The 14,054-nt window shown below is 34.5% G+C and carries 7 protein-coding genes and 2 pseudogenes; 3 read left to right on the forward strand and 6 right to left on the reverse strand.

The window, feature by feature from the left end; translation table 11 throughout:
• Positions 1 to 237 precede the first annotated feature (237 nt).
• Positions 238 to 3,915, forward strand: coding sequence for an AAA domain-containing protein (locus tag ACOAOT_RS18170; RefSeq protein ID WP_420219449.1), 3,678 nt, complete (start codon positions 238 to 240; stop codon positions 3,913 to 3,915).
• 141 nt (positions 3,916 to 4,056) lie between these two features.
• Positions 4,057 to 5,237, forward strand: a pseudogene (locus tag ACOAOT_RS18175) (ISL3 family transposase).
• Positions 5,238 to 5,702: 465 nt separating this feature from the next.
• Here ACOAOT_RS18175 and ACOAOT_RS18180 read toward each other — a convergent pair.
• From ACOAOT_RS18180 to ACOAOT_RS18200, 5 genes are all read right to left on the reverse strand, one after another.
• Positions 5,703 to 6,860, reverse strand: a complete 1,158-nt coding sequence (locus tag ACOAOT_RS18180; RefSeq protein WP_420218258.1) for an acyltransferase family protein — start codon at positions 6,858 to 6,860, stop codon at positions 5,703 to 5,705.
• 634 nt (positions 6,861 to 7,494) lie between these two features.
• Positions 7,495 to 8,607 carry a UDP-galactopyranose mutase gene (gene glf, locus ACOAOT_RS18185; RefSeq protein ID WP_420218259.1) on the reverse strand — a complete coding sequence of 371 codons (1,113 nt, stop codon included), beginning with the start codon at positions 8,605 to 8,607 and terminating at the stop codon, positions 7,495 to 7,497.
• Between the two features lie 53 nt (positions 8,608 to 8,660).
• Positions 8,661 to 9,083 carry a GtrA family protein gene (locus tag ACOAOT_RS18190; RefSeq protein ID WP_420218260.1) on the reverse strand — a complete coding sequence of 141 codons (423 nt, stop codon included), beginning with the start codon at positions 9,081 to 9,083 and terminating at the stop codon, positions 8,661 to 8,663.
• A gap of 3 nt (positions 9,084 to 9,086) precedes the next feature.
• Entirely contained in the window at positions 9,087 to 9,794 is a 708-nt protein-coding gene (locus tag ACOAOT_RS18195) for a glycosyltransferase family 2 protein (protein WP_420218261.1), read from the reverse strand.
• A gap of 67 nt (positions 9,795 to 9,861) precedes the next feature.
• Positions 9,862 to 11,433 (reverse strand): hypothetical protein, encoded by a 1,572-nt coding sequence (locus ACOAOT_RS18200; RefSeq protein WP_420218262.1) that lies wholly within the window; start codon positions 11,431 to 11,433, stop codon positions 9,862 to 9,864.
• Between the two features lie 458 nt (positions 11,434 to 11,891).
• Here ACOAOT_RS18200 and ACOAOT_RS18205 point away from each other — a divergent pair.
• Positions 11,892 to 12,014: pseudogene (locus ACOAOT_RS18205) on the forward strand (hypothetical protein); the annotation flags it as partial.
• A gap of 351 nt (positions 12,015 to 12,365) precedes the next feature.
• Here ACOAOT_RS18205 and ACOAOT_RS18210 read toward each other — a convergent pair.
• Complete coding sequence (locus ACOAOT_RS18210; RefSeq protein ID WP_420218263.1) at positions 12,366 to 14,048, reverse strand: phospho-sugar mutase; 1,683 nt, start codon at positions 14,046 to 14,048, stop codon at positions 12,366 to 12,368.
• Positions 14,049 to 14,054: the final 6 nt, after the last annotated feature.

Genomic DNA, 14,054 nt, shown 5'->3' on the forward strand with positions numbered 1-14,054 from the left:
GCCTGCCTATTGCGTTTTATCATGCTGAGTATGCTTTATGATACCAATTAGAGAGGTATAAAACCCGAAATTATTTATGACTTTTTGATCAAAACCAAATGCAACAATCCGCAGCTATACGGTTAACTCCCCAAATTTCCAAATTAATTTGCAACATATCATTTACTATCCACAATTATCATGTAAAATAGAAATTATATATAAAACAGATACAAAGGATGGGGAAACGTGAAAAGCATGACAAAAAGGCAATATTCAAACAATCAGTGGCTAATCCGTCAGGAAAAAGCTGCAAAAATAACCGGGTTCTGGCATACCATAGAATTTCTAAACCAGTCCACTTTTCCTGCAGAAAGCAGAGCTAATCGGAAACTGATTAAAAAAGAAGAAGAAATCCTTCTTCTGGCAGAAGATACAAAACCCAGCGGCAGTCTTTCCATGTATCACAAACTGGACTGCACCAGCATATTAAATGATCTTATAAAAGCAGATGACAGTAAATTCGTCAGACACCCCGAAAAAGGGCGGGAATGCTGGATATGTATCGGTATGCTAGAGCGCAGAGAATTAGTCAAAAAGCTGGATGAACTGTTAAATATCCAGGAAGAAGAAATCGAAAAAGATCCTGGAGTATTAGTATGCTTTGGGCTTAAAACTGATTCTTCCGGTTATTATATTGAGAATTCTTTTAATATTTCCCCTCTTTTATGGGGTATTGGCATGATTGCCCGTTATGGTACTAACGCGCAGATGGAAATTACCACTGAAAGATATCATAATGATCTGGAAAAATACGAAAATATTTTACAAAAAGATAAAATAATTACCAATGAACTACTGGATCATACTTTGCAGGAGCTTAATCATGACTATATTATTCCCTTAATAAAAAAGGCCTGTACTTACGAAGGTTTATTAATCTATAACAGATATATTAATCAAAAGGTTCTTGAAAAATCAGATGGTAAAACAGAGGATTACAGTGATTTATCCCACGGATACTTTACAAAGGATCTGATGATGGTGACAGATGCAATTCTTGATAATAGATTTGGCAGCTACAGCGAAATCCAGGAGAACGTAATTGACTATATCATCTCGCCATGGGGTACAGACTGCAGCGATCAGACCTCAGTTAATTCCGAAAGCAGAATTGATATTAAAAATGACCGGGCTGAAATCACCAAATGGCTTATGCCAGATAGACTCCCGCTTGGTAAGTGGCCTTCCAAATATGTCCCTTCCCTTATGCAGCAGGTTGCAATCAACCTCCAGATATCCGAGGATCCCTCAACTAATCCCGTCTTTTCAGTAAACGGACCTCCTGGTACCGGAAAAACGACTTTGTTGAAAGAAATCATTTCCCACAATCTGGTGGAACGTGCCAGACTGTTAGTGGAATATGATACTCCTGATGATGCCTTCCTGGAATGTTTTTATTCCGATGGGAAAAAGAAGTATAATGGGTATGATGAATATTATTACCGTTATTTCAAATTAAAAGATAAGGCAATATCCAATTATGGAATGCTTGTTGCCTCCTGTAACAACGATGCTGTTGAGAATATTACAAAAGAATTGCCAAATGGATTAGATTTGGTAAAAGCCTTAAAAAGCGATAATAACAGTGATTCTGAACAATTAAAATGTGGATTATCTGAAATAGAAAATCTTTTTCATCTTCAAAATGTCAAACAGCGTGAGACATATAAAGTAAAGCGAAAGATAAACGATAAAACATATATCACTGAATCTGCCGATCTCCCGGATATCTACTTTTCCTGGCTGGCGCACAGACTTATTACCGGTGATGAAGCTATGGAGAAAGAATTTACGGAATGGGGGATGATTTCCGCTCCATTAGGTAAGCGTTCCAATATTAATCAATACTATTATCACGTTTTAAATCCCCTTATCGACGAATTTTTAATACCAAATGATAAGCGCAGTGACCGATTAGCTACTTACAGAGAAAGTGCTGCCGTATTTAAAGAGCAGCTGGAAATTGTAAAAAGACAGCAGACGGAACTAACTGAATTCAGCCGACTGAATAAAACTTTTGAAACTGAAATTCATAAACATGAAATATCAGCGGAACAACAAAATCTCCTTATTAACGAAAAAAGAAATGCAATTCAAGAAGCCAAAAGCAGGAAGAACGTGACGGAAGCCTCACTTTACGAAGCAGAGAGTGAATTATTCTCAATTGAACGCCAGCTTTCTGCATCAAATCAGGAACGGCAACGGCTGATCGCCGGGCTGGAAGAATGCAGACAGTCACGTACTGCGCTATCTGACCGCATAATTGAATTGGAAAATTCATATAAATTGTTTGATCATATTTACAATATCATCGGTAAGGATACAGAGAAAATACGCCGACACAAGGAATTCACCATAGAAAAGAGCGATCTTACAGCCAGAGAGTCCTGTATAAATGAAGAACTATCAAAAAATTCAGACATCTGTTCTCAGCTCATTGGAAAACAGCAATATTATATTAACTGCATACAAAATATGAAGAAAGTAATCAGCAGCCTTACACAAGACATTAGGGAACAGGAGTCCTTCCTTATGGTCTGTCAGAAGAAAGTAGAAAGCATAGATCAATCCATTTTAAGCTTGAAACTAAAATTAGTAGAGAGAATGAATGAGGCCAGAAAACAGGTTGATGTGCTTGACTCTCCATTCTGGGAAGATTTTTACAGCAAAGAGGAGAAAGCCAGCACCAGGGCTCAATTAATTAATCCTTGGATAACTGAGGAATTTAACCGCTCCAGAGAAAAACTTTTTTATCTTGCACTTCAGGTACACAAGGAATTTATACTATCCTCTACCGCCTGCAGAGATAATTTCATCAATTTATCCATGATGTGGAGGGTAAGAAATAACACTGATGGTGATTTAGTAAACTACAGTAGAAGTGACAGAGAAAAGGTATTTCCAGAACTTTTAAATACCCTTTTTCTTTTCACGCCTGTTATATCTACCACATTTGCTTCCGTACAGACTTTTCTAGCAGATATTAAAGAACCAGGTAAAATAGGACTGCTAATAATAGACGAAGCCGGACAAGCCGCTCCGCACATGGCTGCTGGTGCCCTTTTCCGATCTAAAAAAGCTATCATTGTGGGAGATCCAAGACAAGTAGAGCCTGTAGTAACAAACGATGCTGACCATATAAAAACAGTCTTCTCCGACGAAAATCTAAAACCCTATATTTCAAAGCATATCTCTGTGCAGGAATTTGCTGACCGCATCAATAATTATGGTACCTATCTGAAAGGTCTAAATGAAAATGATTCAGGCACGTGGGTCGGCTGCCCTCTGATTGTACACAGAAGATGTATTAACCCTATGTTCCGAATCTCCAACCACATATCTTACGGAGATTCCATGAAGTTAAAAACCGCCTCGCCCAAACCGGAATTAGCAGTTAAATTCTTATATAATAAGGCAAAATGGCTGGATGTACCGGGAACAGAAAAAGATACACAGGGAAAAAATCATTATGTAGAAAAACAGGGAGAGAAGGTCTGTGAACTGATTGCAGAAAGCTTCCGAAGATACTCCGGCTCACCGGATTTATTTGTGATCTCACCATTTAAGTCCGTTATATCTGGTATAGTAAAACAGTTAGAGACCTGTACGGAATTGTCCGAATACGGAGATGCGTTGGAAGACTGGTGTCTTGATAACTGCGGTACCGTCCACAAATTCCAGGGAAAGGAAGCCGCAGAGGTAATCTTTATATTGGGATGTGACAGAAACTCTTTAGGAGCAGTCAGATGGGTGAATAGCAATATTGTAAATGTCGCCGTCACCAGAGCCAAATACCGGATCTATGTTATTGGTGACAGTGAGGTGTGGAGGCATTCGAAATATGTGGAAATCTTGCGGGAGGGGCTTTTTTAAGGTTCTATACTGAATGTTGGGGTGTGCTTGATAAGCACACTTCCAACATTCTTTTTGTTGTATTAAAATACATCTATAAGAAGCCTCCTAAATTCATTATCCCGACGAAAGTTTAATGTTAACTGAGGTGACCTCTCATAGATGTACCCTAATTATAGCAAGGCTTTCTTAGACTTAAAAGATGTTTTTGTAAAAAATGTTATACAGGCAGACTCCTTTTTAAAGGTTTTCATTGAAACTAAACCTTCTGAGCAGATCTGTCCTTGTTGTGGCTGCAAAACAAAAAGAGTTCATGACTATCGAATCCAGAAAATCAATGATACTCCTTTTCACGGAAAATCTGTTACCCTGGTCCTTCGCAAACTTCGTTATCTCTGTTCCTCCTGCGGAAAAAGATTTTTGGAACACTATTCTTTTCTTCCTTCCTATCACCGCAGAACAAGGAGACTGGCTTTTTATGTTATATCTCTCCTTCGACAGACTTTTTCTCTCAAGCAGGTTTCAATCCTTACTGGGGTTTCCGTCCCTACAATCTGCAGACTTTTGGATACCATCCATTATTCACCACCAGATAAACTTCCTGAGGCTGTTTTTATTGATGAATTTAAAGGCAATGCCTCTACTGGAAAATATCAGTGTATCCTCGTTGATCCTAAAAGCACCGGATTCTGGATATTCTTCCAGACCGCACTCAGAGCCATCTGGCTGATTACTGGAGAAACATTACCAGAAAGGAAAGGCTGAAAGTAAAGTTCTTTATTTGTGACATGTGGCTTCCCTATGTGGAGCTAGCCAGAACCTTCTTTCCAAACGCAAAGATTATCGTGGACAAGTATCATTTCATTCGTCAGGTCACATGGGCTATCGAAAATGTTCGTAAACGGCTCCAGAAATCCATGCCGGCTTCTCTTCGAAAATACTATAAACGAAGCCGGAAGTTGATTTTGACCCGCTATAGAATGCTAAAAAATGAGAACAAACAGGCCTGTGATCTGATGCTCCTCTATAGTGATGACCTACGGCTAGCGCATATGATGAAAGAATGGTTTTATGACATCAGCCAGCTACAGTCCTATCGTAAGCAACAGCAGGAATTCGATGATTGGATTTCTAATGCAAGAGGATGCGGTATTAAAGAATTCGAAAAATGTGCGAAAACATTCCAGTCTTGGAGAAAAGAAATCTTAAATGTCTTTAAATATGGCATTACAAACGGCGTTACAGAAGGATTTAACAATAAGATTAAGGTATTAAAACGAAGTTCTTATGGAATCCGAAACTTTAACCGGTTCCGGACCCGAATACTTCATTGTACATCATAGTACAGAGGTCTTTGCAGGTTTTTTCAGATATCTTATGAAATCTGGGTTGGTGTATACAAAAGAAAAAACTCTAATAGAGATTATAAATAGGATTGGTTTTTTGAAATGAGGGAATGAGAATAGAAATATGTATGTAATAGGGTCGAGATAAGACATTGCATATCAGTGAAAATGTCAATTGGACGGATTCTTCATTTGATTTACGATTCAGTCCTGCATTAACAAGTTTGTATGCTTCATGATCCAGTTAACTTTGCATTGTTAAAAAATAGCTAATCAATTGGAGTTAAAATGATCTCACTACAAAATACAGTGGTATTTGTACATGCTCCGGTTGAATGGATAGGCATGAGTGACAATGTGAATATTCTCATAAATTTGATCGCAGTGTTAAAAAACTAATCAGCAATTTATTATCCATACATCATCTCATGCCTTTTATCATAAATTATGTATTATATACATTCAATCATTTAATGGTCTAAAAAAATCATTATATATTTTTTTTGACAGTTTTATACCATTTAAATCAATATATTTATATACATAATAAGATAAAGATATTATTACACCTAATGATATTATTAATACTATAAAAAAAGCGTGAGAATATTTATAATAATTAACAAGATTTATAAATAAAAAGCTGGAAAGTGAATTTAAAATCATAAAGTGTATTATATACATCGAAAATGATATTTTACCTAGAAAAACAAATAATTTATTAGAAAATATTTGTTTAAGCTTAGCTGAACTTAATATTACTATCATAATTAAAAAAGAGCCTACTGAGTGATAAAAATAATATACATTTTCAATAAAATTTATTTTCATAAACTTATACATAGTATTTTCCACTGGCATATATGGTGGATATGAAGCTAAAAAAAGACCCAATAATAATAGAATTGAATTTAGATATTTTGTATTATATTTATCCATAACATGTAGTTTAGTATTATATAAATCACTTAAAATTAATCCAAATATAAAAGGTAAAAATTTAGTATGAATTGTTATATATAAAGCTACAACATAAACGATATATCTATTCCTGCTTTTTCCAATCAACAATACAAAAGATAATACAATTAATGAACCATAAAATTCATAATACATAGTCCATAAAGTGGGATTATATATTACGGATTGTCTAAAAAGGACTCCCCATATTCCGTGCTTAAACATTTCCAATATATTAGGGCTAAAATTATAAAAGCTTCCTAACCAAAAAGATGTTGTTATCTCTGATGCTTTTACATTATAAAATAACCGTAACTTCATGAGTATATAGGCTATAAATACCGAAAACAATACTGGCGGCATTAGCCTAAAATATCTTCTAATACCGGCTGAAATTATTGCACTGGTATCGTTATATTTAAAGAATTTATATGTGAGTACATATCCGCTTAATATAAAAAAAATACAAACCGATACATCACCATCATATATTAAGTTTAAAGGTGTACTAGCAATAAACAACTCAACCCCGCTACCTGTTCTAACATTATTAATATTTCCGTAATATAAAGCAGGATAAAATCCTGAAATGTAGTGGTAAATGACAACAATAAAGGCAGCTATCCCCCTTATTCCATCTAAATGTTTTTCTTTTTGCATATTTTCTCCTTTTTGTATATAATTTTATCGAAATCTTATAGTCAAAGGTTTTATATAATTTTTTTGATATAAAAAAAGAGTAACTTTAATAAGTCATATGACATAGATGACTCTAACGCGCTTTTTCTCCACATGAGTAATCGCAACTCAATGTAGCTTGCCTTCTCCGCGTTTCTTGGAATAATAAGTTGCAAAAGTCATATCAAAACGGATTAATGGAAGACAACAATTAATTAGAACATACCGTAGCTAGATAATCAGCACTTGACAAGGCTTGATCACCCCCAAGTACCGACATGTCGCACAAACAGTTGGATCAACTCGCTTCAAGGAGTAAGGCTGTGATAGATAATTATGCAAATGTAAAATAAAGCGCTTGCATCTCTGGCAATCTAGTAAAGAGATGCAAGATTATTTTTGATGACCGTAGAATTACTTTGCGGTTATATTAAATAAAGCATTTTATAATTTCAATAACATCAATGAGTTAAAAAGTACTAGCATATACACTTAATAAAAACATTATCAAGTGCAGTTGTTGAAACAACAATATTAAGAAATATAAATACGCTACTTTATTTAACAATTATGAACCATAAGAGCCAACCTACCGCTGTAAGGTCCACTCTTATGGTTATTCTAATAGAAGTTTTGCCATACCTAATGCTGAGGCAATAACTGCATCCATATCATAATATTTGTATTCTCCCAATCTACCCCCAAATATTACATGTTCCTCTTTTTTTGCAAGTTCTTTATATTGCTGATATAGCTTATTATTCTTCTCATCGTTTACAGGATAGTAGGGCACATCCCCTAACTTCCATTCAGTACTATATTCTCGACTGATAATAGTTTTTGGAATGTCATTTCCATTTTCATCCTTACCAAACTCAAACCATTTATGTTCTATAATTCGAGTCCAAGGAGTCTCCTTATCAGTATAATTTACTGCAGCATTTCCCTGAAAATTCGAGGTGTCTAAAATCTCAGTCTCAAACCTTACAGACCTATATTCCAGATTGCCTAAGCAATAATTGAAATATTCATCTATAGCTCCTGTAAAAATTACTTTATCCGCTAATGCATCATACTCTATCTTATTTATAAAATAGTCTTTATTAAGATGCACCTCAATTCCATCAAGTAGATTCTCTACCAGCTTTGTATATCCACCAATTGGTATTCCTTGATATAATGCATTAAAATAATTATTGTCAAAAGTGAATCTAACCGGAAGTCTTTTAATAATAAAAGTTGGTAAATCTTTGCAATCTCTCCCCCATTGCTTCTCTGTATATCCCTTTATTAATTTCTCATAGATATCTCTACCAACTAAAGAAATTGCTTGTTCCTCAAGATTACCAGGTTCTCTAGTTATTTCTTTCTTTTGCTTCTCAATCATTGCTAAAGCCTCATCAGGAGTAACGACTCCCCACATTTTGTTAAATGTAAACATATTAAATGGCAACGAGTATAGTTCACCTTTATAGTTCGCAACTGGGGAATTAGTAAATCTGTTAAACGATGAAAATTGATTAATGTAGTTCCACACCTCAGTATTATTAGTATGAAAAATATGAGCTCCATATTTATGAAAGTTAATTTTTTCAATATTTTTTGTATATATATTTCCTGCTATATTAGATCGCTTATCTATCACTAAAACCTTTTTTCCAGCACGCTTTGCTTGTTGAGCAAAAGTTGCGCCATATAATCCTGCACCAACAATTAAATAGTCGAACATTCTAACCTCTCTGCAATCATAAATTAATCAATCTCAATCCACTTATCTCTTAATTACACATTTTTGCTATTCTTAAAAATAATCAATTTGCTAGCAATATAATTCAACACTATTACCAATATATTAGCTGCTATTTTTATAATAACGTCATTATATTTAAGAATATCAACACAAATAAACATACATAGCCAGTCCACAGCACCTGTCGCCAATCTACAAGCAAAAAAAGAAAACAACTCCCTAATAATCGCTTTAATACCTTTTGCTCGACTATGAAATACCCATTTTCGATTTGTAATATATGCAAATGACACCGCAATAGTCCATGCTAATATAGTCCCAATCATAACAGGGAGTAAAAATAAGTGAACAGCTATCCAATATGTAATAACGTTAACTATAGTAGTTAATACACCAAATATTACATAAGAAATGATATCTCTAAACTTATTGATCAATCTCACTATACTCGACATATATTATAATTCCTTCTTAAATTTTCTAAATCCTTTCAATGCATTCCACCCGATCTTAATAATTCTTGGTATGTTAACTGAATTTACACCTCCTTGTCGAGGTTTAAACGATATTTCTTTAAATACCATCTTTTCGTTATAGTGTGCAAAATATGTTGTCATCATAATATTGGGTATATTATAATCATATGGCAGTTTATTTATATATTTTTCAACAACTTTAACCTTCATTAATCTAAATGGCGCATTAGCATCTGGAACTTTAATTCCAAAGTATATTCTCAGCAATAGACAGACTACATGCTCAACAAACGCTCTTGATTTCCCGTCACCACGAACGGATCGATGCCCAATAATACAATCATATTTATCTCTCAAATGCCAGAATTCATCAAATTCATTAGGATTCGTTTGTCCATCTGAATCCGTCTGAAAAACATAATCCACTTTATCGGCAATCGCTTTTTTATATAATGCAATTAACTTCGGACCATGTTGTTTTTCTGTATTAGATACTATCTCTAACTGCGGAAAATCATGCTTCATACTCTCTAAAATTAAATGTGTCTTATCAGTACTTCCATTATCCGCAATCACTATTCGAGATGATTTACTCTTTCCTTCCAAAATTTTATACCAGTCCTTTACTGCAGCTTCAATATTAGCCTCTTCGTTATAGGCCGGCATTACCACATACAATGAATCTTCCATTTTTTATCCTTCTCCTCTTATGTTGAACTAGATTATAATCTAATACTTAATTCTTTTATACTATTTATTAATTGTTAAAAATATGACGAAAAAATGTTTTTCCATTTCCACTTACTTTTTCTAATCCACTTATTGCTGAAATTATAAAGAATGGCGTATAATTAAATAGGTATCTCGGCCTTGCCTCCCACAAACTAAAAAATATATAAACTCCAAATATTGTAATATTTATGACGAAAATCATATCTAATTCACCACTTTTAGCCCCTCTAAAAAACGCACCTAAAAGCAAAAATAAAATTAGCACCTGAATGCACTGACTCCAATAGCAAAACACTGGGCTTCCTATTTTATCTCTAATAAAAAAATTTAAAATTTTAGAATTATTGGTATGCGGAAACCAACCTAATAACTCTGTAGCAAAATATCTGCCCTCTCCCCACATCCAATTATTCTTTGTTGTTAAAAATTTGATGTATCCCGCCATCCCATATTCTTTTATTCTATCTATCGTCATTTGAATTGATGCATCTCTCTGCTCTTCTCTTGTTTCTAATCCTATAATAGCATTAACATCAACCGGTGGATATGCACCTAATCTCTTTTCATTTGAACCCATTAAAAACCAAAATTCCTTTGGGTATCCCTCTTCATTTGATATTTTATATCCGAACCAATTCTTTTGATCAATGTAAGAATTAACTACAGTTTTAAAGCACGAGGATACAATAAAAAAGCTCAGTAACACACAGCCAATTTTAATTATTGATTTGCGGGACAAAATCATATGGAGAAAAATAGCTATAAGTGCTATTCCAACAGTTGCCTTTATAAAAATTCCTAATACAAAAACCATAATCATGACAATCCCTAATAAAACAGTCCTCCAGAGAGCTATCTTTGAGGAGTTAGTATTGAGATAAGCATATATATATACCCCCCATATAGCGAAAGGAATAGAAAGCGAGTCAGTATAATAGTATGTAATATATGTATAGAAAGGAGAAAACACTATGGAAAAAAGCAAGAAAATATTTGCCATTTTATTACTTTTCCATATTATCCTAGACGTAAAAAAGCCGCCGAGAATTGCGAGATCAATACTAATAATATTTAGTGCGATACAGTTTGCATTGAAAGATTTAATGCCAACGCCCATTAAAATCCTGTTCCAAATTATAATCTCACTAATTATGCCTACTTGATAAGGTGTGTTTTGAAAATATACGTTTTCATATGTTCCGCCTGATAATATGCATTTCGCTGAATCAACTATTACACCAAAATCTGAAAACTTTGAAGTATCAGATATGTCATATTCTAGGTATCGTGCCAAAAATACTTGTATGCAGAATATAAACACAAATAGTATGACCGGCACTATTTTTTTACTTATAATATCTGATATATACAATTTTGATATTATGATGTAAGCTATTCCCACTAAAAATAATATGATAAAAGGATTATAATAACTTGTTATTACAAAATCTCCTCCGTAAGATAATGGATCCACATAACAATTATTCAAAAGAATATTTAAAACAAGCCATAAAAAAATTGAACCCGAAATTAGGTAGAATAGTTTTATTGCGTTTTTTAAAATTAATTTTATCTTTTTGTTTTCTAATTCTGACATGTCTTAACTTTTCCCTCCGGTTTTTCTTTTTAATTTAAGACCTTTAAAATCATTATAACTAAAAAACAACCATTAAAGTATACTTTTTACATACTTAAGATTTATTCTTCAATGAAAGTAAGCGCAACATAATTTGCGCTGTAAAATACGATCAACGTGATATCGCATGATGAGCTCACAAAGAATGTACCGCTCAGAACCGTTGAACTGAAAGGTGATGTGCGTAACTGACTTTAGTGTAATACTCCATTGGAAGATAACAGCTCGAGGATGTTCGTGAAGAGATTCATATCACTCCAGCGAAAGTCGAGCGTGTCCACAGTGCCGTTAAGATAACGAATCAACTATTGAGAAAGCACCTGTGCCAGCACCACTAATCAATCACAGTATGGCTGTACACCAGCAGTGCATTTAAAGAACACCGTGTTCTGATTTACGAGTTTTAGCCATCAAGAGGTGGCTACCACGCAGCAAAGTACCTTGCTGATTATCACGGGTTTATCCACACAGACAGATTCAGCGGCTACAACCGCTTGAGCGACAGACTTAGAACCAGAAGAGCGACAGAAAAAGCGTCTTGAACTGGAGCTATGATAAAATCCTGTGGCATGAATAATGGTACTATTTATTTTTTTCAGAGGTAAAAAATCCTGAAAGATCAAAACACTACTTTATCTAGGGCTTACTTACGAAAGAGTATTTTTTAAGTTTAAATAGCAAACAGCATATAGATAATATCATTATTCTCCACAATAATTATATATCCATTATCTATAATTTGCAACTATATAATAATAAAAGAGACGCTATTAAACGTCTCTCATCTTTATTTATATAAAGTTAACTAGACACCACTAAATACGCTTAACTGTACTGCTGTTAAGTTCAAAATATGCAACTGATTATATATATCACCAGTAGCATTAATTAACTTATCCCCAAATTTTCTCCATTTCTTTTACCATTGCAACTTCAGTCTTCTCCGCAGCATTACGGTTCTCAGCACTTACAGAAAGATATACTTTTAACTTAGGTTCTGTTCCAGAAGGCCGAATCACAACGGAGGCGTTTTTCTCCAGCATAAACTTTAAAACATCAGATTTGGGAAGTTGATTAATTCCTTCAAGATAATCCCTAACCTCAATTACATTCATTCCCCCAATTTCTTTTAAAGGATTCTGATGCAACTCCTGCATTATTTGCTGCATTTTCTGAAAACCTTCCGCCCCCTCAAATGTATAACTATGCAATGTATTTAAACAGTATCCATACTTTTTATATAATTTCTCCAAAACATCAATTAAACTTACACCCATAGTTTTATAATAAGTAAACATTTCGCAAATCATCAACGACCCAACTACTGCATCCTTATCACGCACGTAACCACCGGTTAAATATCCATAACTCTCCTCAAACCCCAGGATGAAACGGTCCTCTTCTCCTTTTAATTCCAAAAAGCCAATTTGCTCACCAATAAATTTGAATCCGGTTAACACATCAATTACTTGTACTCCATAATCTTCCGCAATTCTATCTGCCATATCTATAGTTACAATGGTTTTAACCAAAATAGGGTTATTTGGCATTTTTCCAAGAGCGATTCTGCGTTTACAGATATAATCGAGAAGCAGCATCCCGACTTCATTTCCTGTTAAAAGTACATAATCATTGTTATTACGTACAGCGATTCCTACACGATCACAATCAGGATCTGTAGCTAATAATAATTCGCTCCCTCTTTCCTTCGCATCCCTCAGTCCCAACTCCAGTGCCTCTTTAATTTCCGGATTCGGATAGGGACATGTCGGGAATTCTCCATCTGGTTTTTCCTGCTCTTTCACTACTGAAATATTGGTGAAGCCGTTTTGCCTTAAAACGCTTGTAACACACTTTAACCCCGAACCATTCAATGGAGTATAAACGATAGAAACTTCCTTGTTTATATTATCATCACATAAAGATTGGGATGATACAGCATTAAGATAAGCTTTCATCACAGCCTCTGGTATGTATGATATTTTTTCTGTATCCAATCCATCATTAAAATCCAGACGTCTTACATCATTAAATATATCTAAATCTTCTATTTCTTTTAAAATGGAGTTGGCAGCTTCAGTCGTAATCTGGCAGCCATCACTGCCATAAACCTTATACCCATTGTATTTAGAAGGATTGTGGCTTGCAGTAATTACAATACCTCCACTGCATCTAAGTTCTCTAACCGCAAAAGACAAAGATGGAGTTGGCATTAATTCCGAGTAAATGTAAACTTGAATCCCATTAGCTGCAAATACTTCAGCTGCAATATGCGCAAATTTTTCTGATTTTATGCGGCTATCATAAGCAATCGCCACTGATGGATGGACTGAATCTTTCTTTAAATAATTGCTGTAACCCTGAGTTGCTTTAGCTACGGTGTAAATATTCATACGATTAGTGCCTACGCCAATTTCACCTCTTAATCCACCCGTACCAAACTCCAACTCACGATAAAAGCGGTCATGTATTTCAGATTCCGACGCCTCAATCTTATCCAGTTCAATTTTAAGATCCTCATCAGTAAGATTTTGTTCTTTCCACTCACACCACTTTCTTTGTACTCGTTCATCCATTACTTT

The organism is Lacrimispora struthionigena (assembly GCF_048627165.1).
In the GTDB taxonomy this organism is placed as follows: domain Bacteria; phylum Bacillota; class Clostridia; order Lachnospirales; family Lachnospiraceae; genus Lacrimispora.

What these genes read in the sequence shown, in the direction of transcription:
- ACOAOT_RS18190 (WP_420218260.1), bottom strand. Translation starts at nt 9,083, where the DNA reads ATGTCGAGTATAGTGAGATTGATCAATAAGTTTAGAGATATCATTTCT.
- ACOAOT_RS18200 (WP_420218262.1), bottom strand. Translation starts at nt 11,433, where the DNA reads ATGTCAGAATTAGAAAACAAAAAGATAAAATTAATTTTAAAAAACGCA.
- ACOAOT_RS18195 (WP_420218261.1), bottom strand. Translation starts at nt 9,794, where the DNA reads ATGGAAGATTCATTGTATGTGGTAATGCCGGCCTATAACGAAGAGGCT.
- ACOAOT_RS18210 (WP_420218263.1), bottom strand. Translation starts at nt 14,048, where the DNA reads ATGGATGAACGAGTACAAAGAAAGTGGTGTGAGTGGAAAGAACAAAAT.
- ACOAOT_RS18170 (WP_420219449.1), top strand. Translation starts at nt 238, where the DNA reads ATGACAAAAAGGCAATATTCAAACAATCAGTGGCTAATCCGTCAGGAA.
- glf (WP_420218259.1), bottom strand. Translation starts at nt 8,607, where the DNA reads ATGTTCGACTATTTAATTGTTGGTGCAGGATTATATGGCGCAACTTTT.
- ACOAOT_RS18180 (WP_420218258.1), bottom strand. Translation starts at nt 6,860, where the DNA reads ATGCAAAAAGAAAAACATTTAGATGGAATAAGGGGGATAGCTGCCTTT.